Here is a 20429-nt window from a genome sequence, read left to right as displayed (position 1 = left end):
GGGGATGACTCGGAGATTAGTGCACTAGTTAGTGCACGACGGCGAAGGACCACGGATCGGTGTTCAGTTCGCTGACGGTGACTACGACCCCAGGAAGAGCTGTTCGCAACTGCTCGGCCGCCGGTTCCAGCCAGAGCCACTCACTGGCCCAGTGCGACACGTCCATGAGCGCGGGGCCGCCCGTGCAGAGCGCTTGCTCTCGCGCTTCGGAGGAGGGGTGGTGACGCAGATCGGAGGTGATGTAGACATCCGCTGTCAGCACTCTGGGATGGCGCAGCAATGAATCGCCTGCACCGCCGCACAACGCGACGGTGGTGACCGGTGTCAAATAGTCGCCCGCGACGCGCACGCCCGACGCAGTCGCCGGCAGCAGGGCCAGCACGGTGTGCGCGAGGTGCCCCACGGTTGTCGGCTCGGCCAGGCGTCCAACGCGACCGATGCCGGTTCCGGGCGCGGCACTGTCGGTGATGGGTAGGGCGTCGATCAGTCCCAGCCGGGTGGCGATCACGTCGGACACGCCGTCAGCGACGACGTCGGCGTTGGTGTGCGCGGCGAGCAGTGCGCAGTCTGCGCGAATCAGGCGACTGAGCAGGGCGCCCTTGTAGCCGTCTTCGGCAATGCTCGTGACACCGCGCAGCAGCAACGGATGATGCGTCAGCAGCAGGTCGGCGCCGGCCTCGACGGCCTCATCGACGGTGTCGGAGACGGCATCGACAGCCAAGTGGATGCGGCGAATCGGCCGGTTCGGATCTCCGCTGACCAGGCCAGGTGCGTCCCAGGCCTCGGCACCGCCCAGGGGCCACAGGGTATGGGCGACGCGGATAACGTCGGCTAGCGAGAATGACACTCGTTCAGCCTACCGGGCGCCCGGCGCTGGGGCTTCGCCGGACACGGTGCAACCCAATGCTCCGGTCCGGCGAAAGATAAGTCAGTAGTCGAAGTCGTCGAACTGGGCGACGGCCGATTCCTCACGGGTCCAGGCAGCGGGAATCATGGCCCCGGTTTGGGCTTTGCGGTGCAGAAAATCGGTGGTCTCTGGTTCAACCAACTCCGGCGACGGACTGTCGGCCGTCACGCTGACCAGCTGGCTGGCCGAACCGATCAGGAACTGGGCACGCAACAGGTGTCCGTCATCTCCCATCACCGGGATGTCGACGACGTCGACCTGCCGGCGGTTACACAGTGCTTCGGCGTAAAGGAGTACGGCATCAGCCAGATCGCTGCCGGTTATTACGGAACCGCCCGGGTGAAATATGCGTTTCATGATCGCCCCTCGAAAGCCCACGGAAAATTCAGGTGCTTCCAGGGTCCGGGGTCGCTCTAGCAGTATATGCCCGGTCTACCCCCACGACGATGGAAACTCGGCTATCTCGCATAAACGCACTGGACCGCAGTGTTACAGCGTGAGTGCGCGATTCACGATCCGCTCGGCGACGTCCGCGAGGGGAAGGCCGTTGTTGCGGGCATATCCGCGAATCTTGTCAAACGCATCGCCCATGTGCACCCCGTGGGTATAGGCCACCACACCCTTGGCCTGCTCGATCAGCACCCGACTGCTGAGAGCATGCTGGAGTTGCTGGCGAACAATATCGCTCTCCCGAATAGCCCGTTCCTGCAGGATGCCGATGGTCGCGACGTCAGCGAGGGCCTGCACCGTGTTGGTGTCTGCAGTGCTCAGCCCGCCGGTGCGATCCCAGAAGAGGTTGAGCGAACCGATCGTCGTCGCGCGCAGGCGCAGCGGTACGGCATGCATCGACGCGAATCCCTGAGCTAGAGCTCCCTGCCGAAACTTGGGCCATTTGTCACCGGTGTTGTCGATGTCCGGAATAGCCACAGCCAGCCCGGTCGTGAAGCTTTCGACGCAGGGGCCGCTTCCGGCACGCAACTGCAAAATTTCCACCAAGCGGCTGCGTTCGTTGGTCGACGCCATGACTTCGAGTTCACCGTCGCCAGCTGAGAGGATGATGCCCGCCGCCGAGGCTTCTAATAGTGCGACACATTTCTCCACCAGCGTGTGCAAGAGGTCGACAACGTCGTAATCGGCGACGAGTGTGTCGGCCAGGGTAACGAAGGTCTCAAGGAGTTGACCTTCCCGGGTTTTTGTCACCATATTTCCATTCTAAGACTCGGGAATCGACGAAAAATCCAGCTGTCGTGTCACTACATCAGCGGCGACTTCCCGAACAGTTCGTCCATGAGCAAAAGCATGTCCATGAATTATCAGAAGCGCGTCAGCGGCGGAAAGATTGAGCTGGGCCAGAACCATTCCGGTCGCTTGATGAACGACACGCCTCGAATATCCTTCATTATCTTCCAGATTCGTTTTAAGTGTTTGCGACGCGAGGGAACCACGTAAAACCTGCACGGAAGCAATGTGCACGAGCACTTGCGCATCGAGAATCTGTGCGGGAGATAGCCCGTCGGAATGGTTCGAAAACAGGGAAACGGCACCGATATCGAGCGACCCCAAGCTCAGCGGAAAGGCGTAGACGGCATGCACACCGGTGTGCCTGGAGGCCTTCATTAGTGTCGGCCAGGTCGCGCCCGTGGACGTCTGAAAATTATTAACGAGCAAGGGGCGCCGAGTGTGCAGCGCGTCCCAGGATGGCCCTTCACCCAGGTCCGATTGCAGCTCATCAAAGAGCGCGGCCATCGAATTGCTCGCGCAGACTGTTTCGCGTCCAAATGGATTCACGAGCGTGCAGACGGCTGCGGCGTTGACCGGCAGCACCTGAAGAAAAGGGTCACAGATGCTCGCGCGACTCTCGTGAGCGAGCGACAGCTGTTCCACCGCGGCACCGAAGGCCAGCCGATCAGTCACTGAGCACGCACCCAATCCGGACGCACGTGCATCGTGCGTGTCATTCGACCTCACGATCACAAGCTGTGGGAGAAATCTCTGTGGGCCCTACCGGGCTCGAACCGATGACATCCACGGTGTAAACGTGGCGCTCTACCAACTGAGCTAAAGGCCCCGGCGACGACGTTTGTCGCGGGCGTTCTCAGTATAGGTCAGAGTCGCTGCGCGATTGGCGACCCGACGGGTTCAGAGAACCGGTGCCAACTGCTCGAGCGCGGCCCGATACGACTCGATCGACCGCGCCTCGCCCGGTGCGGTGATGAAACTGGAACGGATGATGCCGCTCGGGTCGATCAGAAAAGTCGCGCGATTGGCGAAGCCCTTCTCCTCGAGAAAGACGCCATATTCCTTCGCGACGGCGCCGTGCGGCCAGAAATCCGCAACCAGGTCAAAGGTGTATTTCTCCTGCTCACCAAAGGCCCGCAGGGCGTGTCGGGAGTCGACCGAAATGCCAATCAGTTCAACGCCGCCATCGTCGAACAGAGCGAGGTTGTCGCGCAACTCACACAGCTCACCGCTGCAGATTCCGGAGAAGGCCAGCGGAAAGAAGACGAGCGCGACCGACTTCGTTCCCCGGTACTGGCTGAGCTGAACGCTTTCGCCGAACTGGTTGATCAGTTTGAAGTCGGGTGCCTGGGTGTCGTTTTCGAGAGCCATAAATGCTCCTTTCCTGGTGCGCCTGCGCGCACGGATTGGTCGGTGACACACTCTAGCCCCGCAATGTGCGCGGATTCACAGACCGCGTGGATCCGTCCTCGTAAAATTTGGCTGGTGAACCCCCGTCTGCGGACGACGCGTAAAAATCTGTAGGCTTATGTGGTGCCGCTGGTTGCAATCCAACCTGCTCATTTACGGCACGTGCCTTCGTAGTGGCGAAAGAATGCCCCCACGAAGCACCATCGCTGCATAAATCCCAAGGAGAGGTCGACTGTGACGGTCAACGACCAGGACCCGTACTCGACGAACAACGCCGACTCCGATCCGGAGGAGACGGCCGAGTGGTCGCAATCCCTCGATTCGCTCGTTGCCGAACACGGTCACGAACGCGGACGCGAGATCATGCTCAGCCTGTTGAAGCGTTCGAAAGAGCTGCACCTCGGCGTTCCCATGGTGCCGACGACGGACTACATCAACACCATCGCCACGGAGAACGAACCCGACTTTCCCGGTGACGAAGACATCGAGCGCCGCTACCGCGCCTGGATTCGCTGGAACGCTGCCGTTCTGGTGCACCGCGCTCAGCGCCCCGGCATCGCTGTCGGCGGGCACATCGCGACCTATGCGTCATCCGCTGCCCTCTATGAAGTCGGGTTCAACCACTTCTTCCGCGGCCAGGATCACCCGGGCGGTGGCGACCAGATCTTCATCCAGGGACACGCCTCCCCCGGCACCTATGCTCGTGCCTTCCTCGAGGGCCGCCTGACCGAGAACCAGCTCGACGGGTTTCGCCAGGAGAAGTCGCACGCTCCCGACGGCATCTCCTCCTACCCGCACCCTCGCCTCATGCCGGAATTCTGGCAGTTCCCGACCGTGTCGATGGGGCTCGGCCCCATCAACGCCATCTACCAGGCGCAGCTCAACCGCTACGTGACCAACCGTGGCATCAAGGACGCCAGCGACCAGCAGGTCTGGGCGTTCCTCGGCGACGGCGAAATGGACGAGGTGGAAAGCCGCGGCCAGCTGCAGGTCGCAGCCAACGAAGGCCTCGACAACCTCAACTTCGTGATCAACTGCAACCTGCAGCGTCTCGACGGCCCGGTGCGCGGTAACGGCAAGATCATCCAGGAGCTGGAGAGCTTCTTCCGCGGTGCCGGCTGGAACGTCATCAAGGTGGTCTGGGGCCGCGAGTGGGACAACCTGCTCAAGAACGACGTCGACGGCGCCCTGATCAACCTCATGAACGTCACGCCCGACGGCGACTATCAGACCTACAAGGCCGAGAGCGGCGCCTACGTACGTGAGAACTTCTTTGGCCGCGACCCGCGCGCCCTCAAGCTGGTCGAACACCTGAGCGACGACGAGGTCTGGAACCTCAAGCGCGGCGGCCACGACTACCGCAAGGTCTACGCCGCGTTCAAGGCCGCATCGGAGCACAAGGGACAGCCCACCGTCATTCTGGCAAAGACGATCAAGGGCTACGGCCTCGGCCCGAGCTTCGAGGGCCGCAACGCGACCCACCAGATGAAGAAAATGACCCTCGACAACCTCAAGTCCTTCCGTGACAGCATGCACGTGCCGATCACGGATGCTCAGCTCGAGGAAAACCCGTACCTGCCGCCGTACTACTCCCCCGGCGACAAGGACGAAGCGATCGAGTACATGCACGAGCGTCGTCGTGCGCTCGGCGGCTACCTGCCGGAGCGTCGCACCCGGCACACCGCGCTCAATCTGCCTGGCGACGAGACGTACAAGGTCGCCAAAAAGGGTTCCGGAACCCAGGAAATCGCCACGACGATGTCCTTTGTACGGCTGCTCAAGGAGCTCGTGCGGGCCAAGGACTTCGGCAACCGTATCGTTCCGATCATCCCCGACGAGGCCCGCACCTTCGGCATCGACGCGTTCTTCCCCACCGCCAAGATCTACAACCCCAACGGCCAGCACTACACGTCCGTTGACCACGCCCAGCTGCTCTCCTATAAGGAGAGTCCGCAGGGCCAGATTCTGCACGTGGGCATCAATGAAGCCGGGGCTGCCGCGGCGTTCACCAACGTGGGTACCTCGTATGCCACCCAGGGTGAACCGCTCATTCCGGTCTACGTCTTCTACTCCATGTTCGGATTCCAGCGCACCGGCGACGCCCTCTGGGCGGCCGGCGACATGATGACCCGCGGGTTCATCATTGGAGCCACGGCCGGTCGCACCACGCTGACCGGTGAGGGGCTGCAGCACGCCGATGGTCACTCGCCGCTGCTGGCGTCGACCAACCCGGCCGTGGTCTCCTACGACCCCGCGTACGGTTACGAGATTGGCCACATCGTGCGCGCCGGACTCGATCGCATGTACGGCGGAACCCACACCGACCCGAACGTCATGTACTACATCACGGTCTACAACGAGCCGGCCGTTCAGCCGGCCGAGCCCGACGATGTCGACGTGGACGGAATCCTGCACGGTATCCACCGGGTGAGCGCATCCGCTGTGAGTGGTCCGAAGGCTCAGCTGCTGGCCTCCGGCGTCGCCGTGCCGTGGGCGCTTGAGGCGCAAAAGCTGCTCGCCGACGACTGGGGTGTGTCGGCCGATGTTTGGTCGGTCACGTCCTGGACCGAGCTTCGCCGCGATGGTCTTGCCGCCGAGGAACACAACTTCCTCAACCCCGACGACGAGCCCCGCGTTCCGTATGTCACGGCGAAGCTCGAGGGAGCAGCCGGTCCGTTCGTGGCCGTGTCCGACTTCATGCACGCCGTTCCGGATCAGATTCGGCAGTTCGTTCCGAGCGACTTTGCAACGCTCGGCGCCGACAGCTTCGGCTTCTCGGACACCCGTCCGGCGGCACGTCGATTCTTCAAGATCGACGGTCCGTCCATGGTCGTGCGCACCTTGGAGCTGCTCGCCCGTCGCGGTGAAGTTGACCGGAGCCTCGCCGGCCAGGCGATTGCCAAGTATCGCCTGCACGATGTGAGCGCGGGCACCACCGGCTCCGCCGGGGGCGAGAGCTAAAAAACCGTGGCACCGGCGCCCAAGACGAAAGAGCAGACCCTCAACTGGCTGCGCACCATCTCCGGTGAGCTGTCGACCCAGACGCTCAAGCGGCTCGAGGACACGCTGTCCTGGTATGGCGATATGCCACCAGGACGGCGATCCGCCGTTGGACTGGTGGCCCAGGCCGGAATCACGAGTTTCATCTCGTGGTTCGACGACCCCCGGTCAACGCCGTGGATCGCCGCTGACGTCTTCGGCGCCGCCCCCCGCGAACTGCTGCGCTCGGTGAGCCTGCAGCAGACGCTGCAGCTCATTCGCGTGACGGTTGAAGTCGTCGAGGAACGGGTCAAGGACGGCGGGGAGGCCCTGCGCGAGGCCATTCTGCTCTACTCCCGGGAGATCGCTTTTGGGGCGGCGGATGTCTACGCTCGCGCCGCCGAGGCGCGCGGGCTCTGGGACGCACGACTCGAAGCGCTCGTCGTCGACTCTATTCTCAGCGGGGAATATGACGACGAACTCCCCAGTCGCATCGCGGCCCTCGGCTGGCACGGCCACGGCGAGGTCTGCGTTTTGGTCGGCACGACGCCGCAAATGCTCGACGTCGACCAGCTGCGACGGGCCGCCCGGCACATGGCTGCTGACGTTTTGATCGGAGTTCAGGGCAACCGCCTCGTGCTCGTGATCGGTCGGGCCCGTCCGGCGCCGGTCGACAGCGAGGACGTCGGTACGGCCGCTGCCCTCACCTTCATGGAAATCGCCATGCAGCTCGAGCCGATCTTCGGCCCCGGCCACCTGGTGCTCGGCCACGAGGTACCCAACCTCGTGGACGCGTCGAAAAGCGCGAAGGCCGCGCTGGCCGGTTTCGCGGTCGCTCGCTCTTGGCGCAATGCGCCTCGCCCGGTGCAGGCCGACGATCTGCTCCCCGAACGTGCCCTCGCTGGCGATCCGCTCGCCCGGGCCACGCTCATCCATCGCATCTATCGGCCACTGCAAGCCCACTCCACCGAGCTGCTCACCACGCTCTGGTGCTATCTCGACAATGGCCGCTCGCTGGAGGCGACCGCTCGCGAACTCTTCGTGCACCCGAACACCGTTCGGTATCGCCTGAAACGCGTGTCCGAGGTCATCGGCTACGACGCCACGGGAGCCCGCGAGGCACTCATTCTGCAGTCCGCGCTGATCATCGGCTCGATCAGCGACCACGACGGATCCACCCGCCGCCGCTGATCCAGCCCGGGGAAACCGGCGAATGTACTACTGTCGACAAAGCTTTCCTGGATACTTAGTGCGATCTGCACATTCATTTACGTCACCAGATTGGAAGACTAACTAAGTGATCGTTGTCGTCTGCCCGGGTCAGGGCTCCCAAACTCCCGGATTCCTTGAACCCTGGCTGGCTCTGCCCGCCTTCGACGCGGGCCTCCGCCAAATTTCCGACGAGGTCGGGCTCGACCTCGTCGCCCACGGCACGGTCAGTGACGCCGACACCATTCGCGACACGGCGATCGCCCAGCCTCTGATCGTCGCTGCCGGCATCCTCACCCTCGAAGCCCTGCTGACCGATGGACGCCGCGACCGCATCGCCGGTATCGCTGGGCACTCGGTCGGCGAGCTGACCGCGGCCGCTGGCGCCGGCATCCTGACGAACGCTGAAGCCGTGCGCTTTGTGCGAGAACGGGGCCTCGCCATGCAGGCCGCTTCCGCGCTGGAACCTACCGGAATGAGTGCCGTGATCGGCGCCGATGAGAGCGAACTGCTCGCGCGGGTCGCCGAACTGGGTCTCGAACCGGCCAACTTCAACGGGAGCGGGCAGATCGTCGTCGCCGGGGCCCTCAACGCCCTCGCCGCCCTCGCCGCGACTCCCCCACACCGGGCCCGAGTCATCCCGCTGCAGGTCGCCGGTGCATTCCACACCCGGTATATGAAGCCAGCCGTCGAACGGATGACCATGGTCGCCGACTCGCTCGGCCCCGCCGATCCGACGCTCCCGATCTGGACCAACCGCGACGGCAGCCAGGTGAGCGACGGCATCCATTTTGTGGATCTGCTCGTCGGTCAGGTGTCGTCGCCGGTACGGTGGGACAGGTGCATGGAGGCTTTCGCTCAAGCGGGAGTCACCGGAATCATCGAGGTGGCGCCCGCCGGCGCCCTCGTGGGGCTCGCGAAACGAGCCCTGAAAGGCGTCCCCAGCGTCGCCATCAAGACCCCGGACGACCTGCCCGCCGCCTGGGCCATGATCGACCAGCAGTCCTAACTGTGCCAGCAGTACTGAAGCACGAGAGAATGTGACGAAAGAGACAATGCCAAAGCCCACACTCCAGCAGTCCCACGGACCGCAGTACACCCGCATTCTGTCCGTGGGCGCTGCCCGCGGTGAAAACCTCGTACCCAACGACGACCTCGTTGAAGCCATCGATTCCTCGGACGAATGGATTCAGCAGCGCACCGGAATCATCACACGTGCCCGGGCCAGCCAGGACATCAGCGCCGTCGATCTCGCAACGGATGCCGCCCGCGAGGCCATCGAGAAGAGCGGCATCGACCCGGCCCTGATCGACGCCGTCATCGTCGCCACCATCAGCAACAGCCGCCAGACCCCATCGATCGCCGCTGTCGTGGCCGACCGCGTCGGCACCAATCCGGCCGCCGCCTACGACATCAACGCGGCCTGCGCCGGCTACGCCTATGCCGTAGCCCAGGCCGATGCCCTGATTCGCACGGGGGCTGCGCACTACGCGCTCGTCATCGGCGCAGAGAAGCTCTCAGACCTCGTCGACCCGACCGACCGCAGCATCTCCTTCCTCCTCGGCGACGGCGCCGGCGCTATCGTCATCGGCCCGAGCGACTACCCCGGAATCTCTACCACAGTGTGGGGTTCGGACGGCTCCAAAGCAGACGCGATCACCATGAATCACACCCTGCAGGAGTACCGTCGCGGCGAAGCCGACTGGCCCACCCTGCGTCAGGAAGGACAGACTGTCTTCCGTTGGGCCGTCTGGGACATGGCGAAGGTGGCTAAGAAGGCCCTCGAAGTCGCCGGGATCGAGAGCGCCGACCTGGCGGCGTTCATTCCGCACCAGGCCAACATGCGCATCATCGATGAGTTCGCCAAGCAGCTCAAACTGCCGGAGTCCGTGGTCATCGCCCGCGATGTCGCCACGACCGGTAACACCTCCTCGGCGTCGATCCCTCTCGCCACCCACCGCCTGCTCGAGGAACACCCAGAGCTCAGCGGCGGACTCGCACTGCAGATCGGCTTCGGAGCCGGACTCGTGTTCGGTGCGCAAGTCGTTGTGCTGCCCTAACCTACCCACCCCCTAAACTAGGTCTCGGTCAACCGAGACACCCCTCAAGGAGAAATATCATGGCATTGTCCACCGAAGAAGTTCTGACCGGCCTGGCCGAGCTCATCAACGACGAGACCGGAATCGCAACCGACACGGTTGAACTGGGCAAGTCGTTCACCGACGACTTGGACATCGACTCCATCTCGATGATGACCATTGTCGTCAACGCAGAAGAGAAGTTCGACGTGAAGATCCCCGACGAAGAGGTCAAGAACCTCAAGACCGTCGGCGACGCCGTCGAGTTCATCGTGAAGGCCCAGGACTAGACCCAAGCCTGAACCAGGTCGGCCGGCAAACGGCCGACCTGTTCACTGGGCTGGTGCTGGAACGCGCCGGCCCACACGTTTGTCGTTCCATGGAGAGTTGACTTATGACCAAGAAAATCGTTATCACCGGTATCGGTGCCACTACGCCGTTGGGCGGCACGGCGGTCGACACCTGGGCGGCCCTTCTGGCCGGCGAATCGGGCACCACCACCCTCGAGCAGGCCTGGGTCGCTGAAACAGCGATTCCCGTAACTTTTGCCGCACAGGCGCGCGTGAAGACCGCAGATGTGCTGCAGCGCTTTGAGGTCAAACGCCTCGACCCGTCCAGCCAGTTCGCGTTGATCGCCGGGCGCGAAGCCTGGGCCGATGCCGGCACTCCCGAGGTCGAGCCTGAGCGCCTCGCCGTGGACTGGGCCACCGGAATCGGTGGCGTGTGGACCCTGCTGGACGCGTGGGACACGCTGCGCGAACGCGGCCCGCGCCGCGTGCTGCCGATGACCGTGCCGATGCTCATGCCCAACGGCCCGGGAGCGGCCATTGGCATGGACCTGCACGCCCGTGCCGGTATCACCACGGTTGTTTCCGCCTGTGCCTCGAGCACCGAAGCTCTGGTCAACGCCTACAACCGTCTGCAGGCCGGATTGGCCGATGTCGTCATTGCTGGCGGCTCCGAAGCCGCGATTCACCCGCTGCCCATTGCCTCGTTCGCGGCGATGCACGCCCTGTCGACCCGCAACGACGACCCGGCCACCGCGAGCCGCCCCTACGATGTGACCCGCGATGGTTTCGTTCTCGGCGAGGGCGCTGCCGCCCTCGTCATCGAGACCGAAGAGCACGCCAAGGCACGTGGAGCGCACATCTACGCTGAGCTCGTCGGCGGCGTCGTCAACAGCGACGCGTACCACGTTACCGCGCCTGACCCTGAGGGAACCGCGGCTGCCCGCGCCATGGTGTCGACGGTGCAAAATGCCGGTGCGACCCTCGCTGAGGTATCCCACATCAACGCTCACGCCACGAGCACCCCGGTCGGAGATATCGCCGAGTACAACGCTCTCAAGCGAGTGTTCGGTGACCTGCTCGACGGTATCCCGGTGTCGGCCACGAAGGCATCAACCGGCCACCTGCTCGGAGGTGCCGGTGCCCTCGAGGCGTTCTTCACGGTGAAGGCTCTCGCCGAGCGCACCGCACCGCCAACGATCAACCTCACGTCGCAGGACCCGGAAATTCCGCTCGACGTGGTGACCACTCCGCGGGCGCTCCCTGCCGGAGACCTGCTCGCGCTGAGCAACTCCTTCGGGTTCGGCGGGCACAACGCGGTCGTGGCGTTCCGTTCCGTCTAAGTACTGCAGATGAGAATGACCCCGTCCGGATTCGGACGGGGTCATTTCTGTAAGGCGATTCGCCGAATCTGGCCGTGTTCACGGGAACAGACGTCGACTTCGTGGGATTGCCACCGGGAGTATCGCCGGTCGACAGGCCACGCCATCACGGGCGAACCGCACGCATTGGGGAACCGGTCTGATCAGCCGACCTGGTGCAGCCACACCACGGCGTTCAGATCGCTGGCCTGCCGGAACGGTTCAAGCTCGTCGTCCCAGGTTTGCCCGAGGGCCAGGCGCAGCTCCCGGTGCAATTCGATCGCGTTGGCTCCGGCACGCTCCATCGCCGATCGAATGCGATCTTCCGGCACGACGACATTACCCACGCTGTCGGTCTGTGCATAGAAGATTCCCAGCTCAGGCGTGTGCAGCCAGCGACCGCCATCCGAACCCGGTCCGGCGTCTTCGGTGACTTCAAAGCGCAACTGCTCCCACCCGCGCAGAGCGGATGCGAGTGCCGCGCCGGTACCCGGGGATCCCTCCCAGTAATATTCGGCCCGATGGGATCCGGGCAGAGCCGGTTGTTCTGACCAGGCAAAGTTGACAGCCTCGCCGAGCGCACGGCCAGCCGACCACTCGACATGCGGGCAGACGGCCCGCGGAGAGGAGTGCACAAAAAGCACCCCCCGCGCAATCCGCGTCCGACGGTTAGGTGTTGCATCCATCGTGTTTCTCCGTTCCTAGTAGGTGCGTCTTCCCCAACGACCTCGGAACGACCGCGCTTACAACGCTGAGCTACTTTCAACTCACTGCTGTGGGCACGATGGTGAATATGAAATTGTTCGACCGCCAGAGCGCAGCGAGCCGATAGCGCCATTATGCCCCAGCCACCTGCGCATTGACAAGCACCTGACAGGCCTTCCCGGGGCCCGGTGTAGGCGAGGCTTCGTTGGCCGCGAACGCACATCTGTGACCACCAGAGTCCGCATTGGGACAGCGCGTACGGGAAATCGTGCACAGACTCCACATTCGTTATACGGATGCGGTCGGCCCTGTTATCTCAGGTCCGGCCGCTTTTTTGTGCCCGTTTCGGGTTTTCGTCTACCCCGGAACGAGGGGTGAACCTGAGAAAAACCCGTATTCGATTGTGACAATACCCATAGTGGGCAATACTCATTTCACACGACGCGGCCCCCTCCACAGCCGCTCACCCGCACCCCCCGAATCCGTGCACTAGACGAAATGTGACCCATGTCCAACACTGCTTTCGCTTCGCGCTCCACCCTTCCTTCCACCGCTCGTCCGTCGCGCCGCCTGGCCCTGATCGCCGCCGCCGGCGCGTTCGCCGTCGCGTTCAGCGGCCTCGCCGTGCTGCCGGCCCAAGCCGCCACGAACACCACCACGGTCGCTGTCCCCGCCGGCAGCAAGGTCACCACCGACCTCGGCACCATCCCCGCTGACGCCGCCTCCGTGCAGGTCATGTTCGACACCACCGCCGCCGCCCGCACCGACATCAAAGTTCTCGTCGGCCCGGAAAACACCCAGCGCTACTACTTCACCGCCCCCACCGGCGACGGCCCCGAACGCACCTACACCGTCCCCGTCACCAGCAAATCCGACGGCACCCTCACCGTCGCCAGCGCCACCGCCAACGTCACCGTCGACATGACCATCGTCGGCTACACCGCCAAAACCGTCCCCACCCCCACCCCGGCACCGGCTCCTACCCCGACGCCGACGCCCACACCGACTCCAGCTCAGCCGACGGCGGGCACGCCAACAGCGACGAACACCGGTGTTCCCGCCGGCACCAGCCTGAAGGTCGTCAACGGTGACATCAACGTCACCACCCCCGGCACCGTCCTGAACGGCCTCGACGTGCGCGGCCTGATCAAAATCAGCGCCGCCAACGTCACCATCAAAAACTCCATCATCCGCGGCCGCACCATGAACGGTCCCGGCGCCCTGATCAACAACCTCGGCGGCTACAGCAACCTCGTGATCACCGACACCGAACTGTTCCCCACCGTCGCCTCACCCGACGCCAACGGCATCTACGGCTACAACTTCACCGCCACCCGCCTGAACATCCACAACGTCATCGACGGCATCCACGTCACCGGCAGCAACGTACTCATTCAAAACAGCTGGATCCACGACCACACGCACTACCTCAACGACCCCAACCAGGGAGGATCACCCAGCCACGACGACTCCATCCAAGTACAGATCGGTAACAACGTCACAGTCACCGGCAACCGCCTCACCGACTCACACAGCGCCGCCGTGCAAATCACCCAGGACCGCGGAGTCGTCTCCAACTTCAGCTTCACCGACAACTTCGCCAACAACGGCGCCTGCACCATCAACATCGCCGAAAAAGCCTACGGCCCACTCAAAGGAACGATCATCAAAGACAACACCTTCGGCAGAGACACCAAGGTCGCCAACTGCGCCGTGATCGCTAAAACCACCACCACCATCGACTTCCAACGCAACTACTACACCGACAACACCACCGTCGTCATCAAAAAGGGCTAACCACCAGACCAACCCCCACAGAATTCCCTCGCAGGAACACCCGGCGGGCCCCACGCACACAGCGCGGGGCCCGCCTTTCTACGCGCCCAGACCCGCATACCCGCACCGCACACCCGTCACGCAGGTCGACTTTGACCGGCTACTTGGCCTGGGCGTAGTTGTCTACGGTGGCCACCGTGAGCATGAAGTCGACCGGAAAGTCACCGAAGAGCAGCCGCCCCGCCGTGTCGGCGGCCGTGACGATGATCTGAGCCACAGCCTCGGCCAGCTCCGCCGGCGTGTGCACGATCACTTCGTCGTGCAGAAAGAACACCAGATGCGGTTCGGCGTCGAAGGGCCGGCGGGGCCCCGGAGCCCGCGACGTCGACCGCTCGTCGAGAGAACCGGACTCGGGGGCTGTGTGGGGGGCGGCATCCGCTTCGGAGCGGGCCGCTACCGCGCGATCGCGGGGTGCAAGGCCTGGCAAGGCCGTGAGCTCGCGGCGGATCTCGGCCATCCAGCACAGGGCCCATTCAGCGGCACTGCCCTGCACGATAAAGTTGCGGGTGAAGCGTCCCCAGTCGCGGGCCTGACTGCGGGCGCGACGCTCATCGCTCGCCGTTGCCGCCGGATCATAGGCTTGCGCCTGGGCTTCGTGCCAACCCTGTCCCGGGATCGGCGACGATCGCCCGAGTCTGGTCGTGACGACCTCACCACGTTCTCCCGCGCGGGCGGCCGACTCGGTCAGGGCGATCGCCCGGGGATAGGCGCGGGCGAGGCGGGGCATCAGTCGACCGCTTTCCCCGGTCGTGGCGCCGTACATGGCGCCGAGCATGGCGACCTTGGCGTGGTCGCGAGTTTCGACGACGCCGCTCGACACAATTCCGGCATACAGGTCGGTTCCGCGCCCGGCCGTGGCCATGCTCGTGTCCTGTGAGAGCGCCGCGAGGATTCGCGGCTCGAGTTGGGCGGCATCGGCGACGACGAGTTTCCAGCCGTCGTCAGCGACCACGGCACCGCGAATCTGTTTGGGCAACTGCAGCGCTCCCCCACCGCGGGTGGCCCAGCGACCGGTCACGACACCTCCAGGTACGTAGTCGGGGTGGAATCGGCCGTCGACGACCCAGGACTCCATCCAGGTCCAGCCGTTGGCACTGAGCAGCCGGGCCAGTTTCTTATACTGCAGCAACGGTTCGATGACCGGATGCTCCAGCTTCTGCAGCTCCCACCCGCGCGTGGACGTGACGCTGAGGCCCACTCGCTGCAGCGCCTTGAACAAATCCTGCGGGGAGTCAGGGTTGAGGTCCGGATCATCCAGTTCGAAGCGGATGCGCTGGGCCAGTAGCTCCAGACGCTCCGGCCGTACCCCGGGCGCGACCCGCGGCCCCAGTTCCCGGGTGAGGAGCACATCGTGCACGTCGGTGCGCCAGGGCAGTCCGGCATAACGCATCTCCGCGGCTACCAGGGCACCGGCGGATTCGGCCGCCAGCAGCAGCCGCAGTCGACCCGGTTCGCCAGCGGATGCCACGGCGTCGAGCTGGCGTCGAAACTCGCGCGCTGCGCCGGAGTCACCGGCAGCGGCATCACCGGAGCCGTCAGCGCCAAATTCATCGGCCGCGTCACCGTCGACGTCGAGGTCGAACAGCGTCGCCCGAGGTTCCGCCTCGTCGATCGGTCCCAAGCTCGCCACATCCCAGCGACCTGGTGCGGCCAGCGCGAGTGGGCTCGTCATCGTGAGGGCGGAATTCTTCAGGATCACGTGGCAGAGGCGGAGATCATGGCAACGGTCCACACGGATCCCGGCGGCGAGCAGAACGGGATAGATTCGGGCGGTGTCTTCCCAGACCCATCGGGGCGCAGCGGCGTTTTGCCCCGCTGGCACGCGCGTTGTCGGCTCGCGGGACATCACGAACGAGTGAAACCCGCTCATGGTGAGTCGGCGGGCAGTCTCGAGCGGGAGGCCGGCATCGTCCAGCGGGTCGACGAGCACGTCGCCCCCGCTCGCCTGCCGCACCAGAACATACACTCGTCTATTCTGCCCGGTGCCGGAGCACCCGTACCCCTCGGCTTCGCGGTGCCGATGGGTACGGGGTCTGCGAGGCGACGCCTGATTGAGGACGTTATCCAGCGATCTTGTCGCCGTTGGGAGCGACAACCCACCAAACGCCGCCAACACCCTCGCCGGTGGTGTCACCGGCAGCAGCGTCGCCCGCCCAGTAGTAGAGCGGAAGCCCATTGAGGGTGACTTGCTTGGTGCCGTCGGTGCGGGTGATGACACCGACCGTGCCGGTCACACCGTCAACGGTGGGGGTGTCGGATTCGGCGATGACGGCTGGCCATTTGACGAGGCATTCGCCCTCGCAGGTACTCTTGCCGGAGTCGGCGACGTCCTTGTCGAACACATACAGGGTCATCCCGGCGGTATCGACGACGATCGTGCCGAGCGAACTGTCCGCGGTGGCCAGAGCCGGCTTGACGGCGGCGTCGCTCGTCGCACTGGATGAACTCGATGTGTCGGCAGCCGGTGCCGTCGTACCCTGCGAGCATGCGGTCAGCGCGAGAACGCTGAGCGCAACCGCCCCGACGACGGGCCCGACCTTGAGCCAAATTCTGCTGTTCATGATTGCTTCCTTCTCTCGGTGCACGCTTTTCGAATTGGTGCGTGATGAAGTGTTGCTATTCGATGACTGGTATCGGTGCTGTGGTGCGAGGCGTAGGGGTCCTTGGAGCTACCACGAGTTACCACGGGGAATGGTTCAGTGGCCAGAAGAATTTGTCCGACGACCTTTGCCCGCGGCAATGTCGTTAGCTTTGCGCCGTGCGGCGTATGGAAGTCGTGAGGATCGTCCCGTCCCGTTCCCGGCGGGTGTCTACTTTCTCCGGTGCAGCACACAACCCGCGCCGCCACGTCTATCTCTCGCCGCCGCAGAAGGAGCTTTCATGCTCGACCTTGTCTATCTCCTGGGCGTCTGTGCCCTGTTCGCCCTCGTCGCGTTTGTCGCCTGGGGGGTCGAGAAACTGTGATCGTGTTCTCGGTCATTGCCGCCGGTCTGGCCGTGGCCGCCATCGTCTACCTGCTCGTTGCCCTAATAAAGCCGGAGTCGTTCTAATGGATAACTGGTTGGTTGCCCTGCAGGCGGCAACCGTGGCGCTGGTTCTCGCCCTCATCTATCGCCCGCTCGGTGACTACATAGCGCTCATCGACACCAGCCGGCGGAACCTGCGCGTCGAGCGCGGCTTCTACCGACTGATCGGTGTCGATCCGCGCTCCGAACAGACCTGGCGGCGCTCTCCGTGGCCATCGCCCTGGTGCGAGCGTTCGCTGCCGTGCGGGCCGGCACGATCGGCAATTTCTGGGTGGACCTGACCCGCGGCATCCTGCGCCTGCTGTTGCCGTTGTCCATTGTGGCCGCGATCGTGCTCATCGCTGCCGGCGTGATTCAGAACGTGAGCGGCTTTACAACCATCACGACCCTGAGCGGGGCGACCCAGTCGCTGCCCGGTGGGCCGGTCGCTTCACAGGAGGCGATGCGATCGCGCCGCGCGCCGAGCCCGACCGGGTGCGGAGCGCCCTGCTCGCTGCCGTCGGACATGACCTGCGTCGCCCGCTCGCGTCGGCCACCGCGGCCGTGAGCGGGCTGCGCGCCACCGACGTTGCGCTGAGCGCCGACGACCGCGCCGAGCTGCTCGGGACCGCCGACGAAAGTCTGGAATCGCTCTCGGCGGTCATCACGAACCTGCTCGATGTGAGCCGACTGCAGGCCGGCGCACTGGCCGTGCGGCGGGGCCCGGTCGATGTGGCCGACGTGGTTCTTCCGGCCCTCGACGAGCTCGAACTCGGTCCCGAGCAGGTCGACTTGGACCTCGGCCCCCAGCTCAGCACGGTTCTGGCCGACGCGGGGCTGTTGCAGCGGGCCATCGTGAACGTCGTGGCCGACGGCATCCGCTTTGCTCCCGCCGGAACGCGCGTGCGGATCTCGGCCAGCGAGTTCGCCGGTCAGGTGGAAATTCGAGTGACCGACCACGGACCGGGAATTCCCGCCGGGCGGCGAGCGGATGTCTTCGTACCGTTCCAGAGACTGGGCGACACCGACAACCTGACCGGTCTCGGTCTCGGCCGGGCCATCGCCAAGGGGTTCGTCGAGGGCATGGGCGGCACGCTCGACGCCGATGACACGCCCGGTGGCGGAGTCCACCATGGTGATCGTCCTGCCGGCTATTCCGGACGGCCCGGCCGGGGAGGAACCCAAATGAAGATTCTCATCGCCGACGACGATCCGCAAATTCTGCGCGCTCTGCGCATCACGCTCGGCGCGCGCGGCTACGAGATCATCACGGCCGGCGATGGCGCCGACGCGCTCAATGCCGTCATCGAACAGCACCCCGACCTGCTCATGCCCGACCTCGGAATGCCGCGCCTCGACGGTCTGGCCGTGATCGAGGCGGTGCGGGGATGGAGTCAGGCGCCGATTCTCGTGGTCTCCGGCCGCACCGGGGCCGCCGACAAGGTCGACGCCCTCGACCTCGGCGCCGACGATTACGTTACGAAACCGTTCTCCATCGAGGAACTGCTCGCCCGAATCCGCGCTCTCACCCGGCGCGTGCCGTCGGTCGGCGACGAACCGGTGGTGCAGTTCGGCGCCGTCACCGTCGATCTCGCCGCCAAGCGGGTGACCGGTGCGGCATCGGAGGTCATTCGACTCACCCCAACCGAGTGGCGCATTCTAGAAGTTCTGCTGCGCAACCCCGGCAAGCTGGTCACTCGCGAGCTCCTGCTGAGCGAGGTGTGGGGGCCCCACCACACCAACGACTCCGGCTATCTGCGGCTCTACGTTGCGCAGCTGCGCAAGAAACTCAAGGCGGTGCCGGCGGGGAAGCCGACTCCGGCAGCGATCTCGGGAGTGACCACGATCGGGTCACCGGCCGGGAGTACGGAGGCCGTGCTCACCGTTCCGTCGTAACCGACCTTGAGAACGGCGTTGGCACCGGCATCCGCTACATACACGCCGTCATCCAAAGGAAGGCTGGCGTAGGGGTGGGTATCGACGATTCCGGCATAGGTGGCTGGGCCGGTAGGTGCCGCTGGATCGAGTACAGCGCCGATGCGGTGTGATCGTGCGTGTTGGTCGAGTAGTAGACGGTGCCGTTACGCACGGAGACGGCCCCGAGTTCATCGCCGGGGTTGGCACTCGCAACGACACTGGTCGTGCCGACGGGACTGACCTTGGTGAGCACCCCCAGTGCGTTCTGCGAGACATAGGCTGTGCCGGCCGCCCCGACGCCCAGACTGAGCGGCAGAAACAGGCCGCTCGCCAACACTGTGGGTCCACCAAGTGTGGGAATCTTCGTCGGCGGACGTGTGCGGTTCCAGGTGACTTCTCCGCTCACCGGGCTGGGTCAGACGGTGCGCGGTGCCTTCGCCAGGTTGGCCTCGAGCTCTGCGATGGTCTGACGCACGCCATAGGCGGGGCGGTCACGCTCGACGCGCCAGCTTTCGGCGAGGGGGCCGATGTCGACGGTGTCGAAGCCGAATTCGTCGTAGAGCTTGGTAACGAAGGCAGAGGCATCCGAAAAGTCAGAGGACGTGGCCAGCGCGCGCCGCTCGGGGTCCCCGGTCGGGAAGGAATCCGCGGTGATGTCGGCGGCCGTGATGTGGTTGAATCCCTTGGCCACGCGAGACATTGGCAGGTGCTTCTGCAACATGCCCGTCACGGTCGCCTGGCCATTGTCGAGGGCCTCGATGTGTCCATCGCGTTCGAAATAGTAGTTATTGGTGTCGATGACGATCTTGCCGGACAGGGGTTCGACGGGCACGTTCGCGTAGGCCTTCAGCGGCACGGTGACGACCGCCACGTCGGCGGCCTCGGCAGCCTGCGCTGCGGTCCCGGCGCTCGCCTTCGGACCCAGTTCCGCCACGAGGTCTGCCAGGGTTTCCGGTCCTCGGGAATTGCTGATTACGACGTCATAGCCACTCTCGATCGCCTTTCGCGCGACCTGGCTGCCAATGTTTCCTGCACCGATGATTCCAATAGTTGTCATACTGGCGACAACGATAGCGACCCCAAAAATGTTCCCGCCGTGCGGCCACGCGGAGAGGCGGGGTCGGCGCTGAGAAGGGAACGGCACGCAACTGATGCCTCGATTCACCACGAATTTATTGCAAAACGGCAACAACGTCGGCATCGTGATCCCGGACGCGGTCGTCGCAGAACTCGGCGGCGGAGACGCCGTGGAGGTCACTATTGTGCGTGACGACGAGCCGCGGGAGGTCGAGGTGCCGCCGACGCTCGCACTGGCGCTCGCGGAGGATTCCGACGCTACTGCCGCCTGGAACAGGCTGTCCTACAGCCGCCGCAAAGAATATGCTCGGGCCATCGCGGATGCGAAGGGTGACGACACCCGCGCGCGTCGCGTCGGGAAGACGATCGCCGACCTTCGTGGGGTGTCCTGAGCCCTCTGACGATCGGTTCCTGGGCGA

Annotated in this window: 20 protein-coding genes, 1 tRNA gene and 2 pseudogenes; 12 read left to right on the top strand and 11 right to left on the bottom strand. The window is 64.6% G+C overall.

What is annotated here, in order from left to right; genetic code table 11:
- Nucleotides 1–28: 28 nt before the first annotated feature.
- From E3T29_RS18290 to E3T29_RS18265, 6 genes are all read right to left on the bottom strand, one after another.
- The gene (locus tag E3T29_RS18290) at nt 29–847 is read right to left on the bottom strand and encodes a Nif3-like dinuclear metal center hexameric protein (protein WP_134346896.1); all 819 of its coding nucleotides are present in this window, start codon (nt 845–847) and stop codon (nt 29–31) included.
- A gap of 81 nt (nt 848–928) precedes the next feature.
- The gene (locus tag E3T29_RS18285; RefSeq protein ID WP_092342224.1) at nt 929–1264 is read right to left on the bottom strand and encodes a hypothetical protein; all 336 of its coding nucleotides are present in this window, start codon (nt 1262–1264) and stop codon (nt 929–931) included.
- A gap of 132 nt (nt 1265–1396) precedes the next feature.
- Complete coding sequence (locus E3T29_RS18280) at nt 1397–2110, bottom strand: GAF and ANTAR domain-containing protein (protein ID WP_174774985.1); 714 nt, start codon at nt 2108–2110, stop codon at nt 1397–1399.
- Between the two features lie 9 nt (nt 2111–2119).
- Nucleotides 2120–2821: a GAF and ANTAR domain-containing protein gene (locus tag E3T29_RS18275; RefSeq protein ID WP_134346895.1), complete on the bottom strand. Its 702-nt coding sequence runs from the start codon at nt 2819–2821 to the stop codon at nt 2120–2122.
- A gap of 81 nt (nt 2822–2902) precedes the next feature.
- Nucleotides 2903–2975: transfer RNA gene (locus tag E3T29_RS18270), tRNA-Val, on the bottom strand.
- 71 nt (nt 2976–3046) lie between these two features.
- Nucleotides 3047–3517 carry a peroxiredoxin gene (locus E3T29_RS18265; RefSeq protein ID WP_092342228.1) on the bottom strand — a complete coding sequence of 157 codons (471 nt, stop codon included), beginning with the start codon at nt 3515–3517 and terminating at the stop codon, nt 3047–3049.
- 273 nt (nt 3518–3790) lie between these two features.
- Between E3T29_RS18265 and aceE the strand changes: the two genes are divergently transcribed.
- The 6 genes from aceE (at nt 3791) to E3T29_RS18235 (ending at nt 11452) form a co-directional block, all read left to right on the top strand.
- Complete coding sequence (gene aceE / locus E3T29_RS18260) at nt 3791–6517, top strand: pyruvate dehydrogenase (acetyl-transferring), homodimeric type (RefSeq protein ID WP_134346894.1); 2727 nt, start codon at nt 3791–3793, stop codon at nt 6515–6517.
- Between the two features lie 6 nt (nt 6518–6523).
- Nucleotides 6524–7726, top strand: a complete 1203-nt coding sequence (locus E3T29_RS18255) for a CdaR family transcriptional regulator (protein ID WP_134346893.1) — start codon at nt 6524–6526, stop codon at nt 7724–7726.
- Nucleotides 7727–7832: 106 nt separating this feature from the next.
- On the top strand, nt 7833–8753 hold the full coding sequence (locus tag E3T29_RS18250; RefSeq protein ID WP_134346892.1) for an ACP S-malonyltransferase: 921 nt from the start codon (nt 7833–7835) through the stop codon (nt 8751–8753).
- Between the two features lie 46 nt (nt 8754–8799).
- On the top strand, nt 8800–9804 hold the full coding sequence (locus E3T29_RS18245) for a beta-ketoacyl-ACP synthase III (protein WP_134346891.1): 1005 nt from the start codon (nt 8800–8802) through the stop codon (nt 9802–9804).
- Between the two features lie 59 nt (nt 9805–9863).
- Nucleotides 9864–10112, top strand: a complete 249-nt coding sequence (locus E3T29_RS18240; RefSeq protein ID WP_092108059.1) for an acyl carrier protein — start codon at nt 9864–9866, stop codon at nt 10110–10112.
- Between the two features lie 104 nt (nt 10113–10216).
- Nucleotides 10217–11452 carry a beta-ketoacyl synthase gene (locus tag E3T29_RS18235; protein ID WP_134346890.1) on the top strand — a complete coding sequence of 412 codons (1236 nt, stop codon included), beginning with the start codon at nt 10217–10219 and terminating at the stop codon, nt 11450–11452.
- A gap of 182 nt (nt 11453–11634) precedes the next feature.
- On the opposite strand, the gene E3T29_RS18230 is transcribed toward E3T29_RS18235, so the two are convergent.
- On the bottom strand, nt 11635–12156 hold the full coding sequence (locus E3T29_RS18230) for a DUF3145 domain-containing protein (protein ID WP_092342239.1): 522 nt from the start codon (nt 12154–12156) through the stop codon (nt 11635–11637).
- 526 nt (nt 12157–12682) lie between these two features.
- On the opposite strand from E3T29_RS18230, the gene E3T29_RS19965 reads away from it, so the two are divergent.
- Nucleotides 12683–13972, top strand: coding sequence for a hypothetical protein (locus E3T29_RS19965; RefSeq protein ID WP_166792462.1), 1290 nt, complete (start codon nt 12683–12685; stop codon nt 13970–13972).
- A 139-nt stretch (nt 13973–14111) separates the two neighbouring features.
- Here E3T29_RS19965 and E3T29_RS18220 read toward each other — a convergent pair whose 3' ends face one another.
- On the bottom strand, nt 14112–15977 hold the full coding sequence (locus E3T29_RS18220) for a bifunctional 3'-5' exonuclease/DNA polymerase (protein WP_241987893.1): 1866 nt from the start codon (nt 15975–15977) through the stop codon (nt 14112–14114).
- Nucleotides 15978–16071: 94 nt separating this feature from the next.
- Nucleotides 16072–16572 carry a hypothetical protein gene (locus E3T29_RS18215; protein ID WP_134346887.1) on the bottom strand — a complete coding sequence of 167 codons (501 nt, stop codon included), beginning with the start codon at nt 16570–16572 and terminating at the stop codon, nt 16072–16074.
- A 399-nt stretch (nt 16573–16971) separates the two neighbouring features.
- Between E3T29_RS18215 and E3T29_RS18210 the strand changes: the two genes are divergently transcribed.
- From E3T29_RS18210 to E3T29_RS19915, 4 genes and pseudogenes are all read left to right on the top strand, one after another.
- Nucleotides 16972–17061 (top strand): potassium-transporting ATPase subunit F, encoded by a 90-nt coding sequence (locus tag E3T29_RS18210; protein ID WP_134346886.1) that lies wholly within the window; start codon nt 16972–16974, stop codon nt 17059–17061.
- Nucleotides 17061–17485, top strand: a pseudogene (locus E3T29_RS18205) (potassium-transporting ATPase subunit KdpA); the annotation flags it as partial. The gene E3T29_RS18210 and the pseudogene E3T29_RS18205, both read left to right, overlap by 1 nt.
- Nucleotides 17485–18205, top strand: a pseudogene (locus E3T29_RS19920) (sensor histidine kinase); the annotation flags it as partial. The pseudogenes E3T29_RS18205 and E3T29_RS19920, both read left to right, overlap by 1 nt.
- Nucleotides 18202–18912, top strand: coding sequence for a response regulator transcription factor (locus tag E3T29_RS19915; RefSeq protein WP_134346963.1), 711 nt, complete (start codon nt 18202–18204; stop codon nt 18910–18912). The pseudogene E3T29_RS19920 and the gene E3T29_RS19915, both read left to right, overlap by 4 nt.
- A gap of 34 nt (nt 18913–18946) precedes the next feature.
- Here E3T29_RS19915 and E3T29_RS18190 read toward each other — a convergent pair whose 3' ends face one another.
- Nucleotides 18947–19339 (bottom strand): hypothetical protein, encoded by a 393-nt coding sequence (locus E3T29_RS18190; RefSeq protein ID WP_134346885.1) that lies wholly within the window; start codon nt 19337–19339, stop codon nt 18947–18949.
- 9 nt (nt 19340–19348) lie between these two features.
- Nucleotides 19349–19990, bottom strand: a complete 642-nt coding sequence (locus E3T29_RS18185) for an NADPH-dependent F420 reductase (RefSeq protein ID WP_134346884.1) — start codon at nt 19988–19990, stop codon at nt 19349–19351.
- 94 nt (nt 19991–20084) lie between these two features.
- Between E3T29_RS18185 and E3T29_RS18180 the strand changes: the two genes are divergently transcribed.
- Nucleotides 20085–20402 (top strand): YdeI family protein, encoded by a 318-nt coding sequence (locus E3T29_RS18180; RefSeq protein WP_134346883.1) that lies wholly within the window; start codon nt 20085–20087, stop codon nt 20400–20402.
- Nucleotides 20403–20429 lie beyond the last annotated feature (27 nt).

This window comes from Cryobacterium sp. TMT1-66-1, assembly GCF_004403435.1.
Classification (GTDB): domain Bacteria; phylum Actinomycetota; class Actinomycetes; order Actinomycetales; family Microbacteriaceae; genus Cryobacterium; species Cryobacterium flavum.
Note: the sequence above shows the minus strand (reverse complement) of the source record. Positions and strands in the feature narration are given on the sequence as shown.

Excerpts from the sequence above, each read along its gene's own strand:
- E3T29_RS18245 (WP_134346891.1), top strand. The coding sequence starts at position 8,800 with ATGCCAAAGCCCACACTCCAGCAGTCCCACGGACCGCAGTACACCCGC.
- E3T29_RS18215 (WP_134346887.1), bottom strand. The coding sequence starts at position 16,572 with ATGAACAGCAGAATTTGGCTCAAGGTCGGGCCCGTCGTCGGGGCGGTT.
- E3T29_RS18185 (WP_134346884.1), bottom strand. The coding sequence starts at position 19,990 with ATGACAACTATTGGAATCATCGGTGCAGGAAACATTGGCAGCCAGGTC.
- E3T29_RS18280 (WP_174774985.1), bottom strand. The coding sequence starts at position 2,110 with ATGGTGACAAAAACCCGGGAAGGTCAACTCCTTGAGACCTTCGTTACC.
- E3T29_RS19965 (WP_166792462.1), top strand. The coding sequence starts at position 12,683 with ATGTCCAACACTGCTTTCGCTTCGCGCTCCACCCTTCCTTCCACCGCT.
- E3T29_RS18180 (WP_134346883.1), top strand. The coding sequence starts at position 20,085 with ATGCCTCGATTCACCACGAATTTATTGCAAAACGGCAACAACGTCGGC.
- E3T29_RS19915 (WP_134346963.1), top strand. The coding sequence starts at position 18,202 with ATGAAGATTCTCATCGCCGACGACGATCCGCAAATTCTGCGCGCTCTG.
- E3T29_RS18235 (WP_134346890.1), top strand. The coding sequence starts at position 10,217 with ATGACCAAGAAAATCGTTATCACCGGTATCGGTGCCACTACGCCGTTG.
- E3T29_RS18230 (WP_092342239.1), bottom strand. The coding sequence starts at position 12,156 with ATGGATGCAACACCTAACCGTCGGACGCGGATTGCGCGGGGGGTGCTT.
- E3T29_RS18285 (WP_092342224.1), bottom strand. The coding sequence starts at position 1,264 with ATGAAACGCATATTTCACCCGGGCGGTTCCGTAATAACCGGCAGCGAT.
- E3T29_RS18240 (WP_092108059.1), top strand. The coding sequence starts at position 9,864 with ATGGCATTGTCCACCGAAGAAGTTCTGACCGGCCTGGCCGAGCTCATC.
- E3T29_RS18265 (WP_092342228.1), bottom strand. The coding sequence starts at position 3,517 with ATGGCTCTCGAAAACGACACCCAGGCACCCGACTTCAAACTGATCAAC.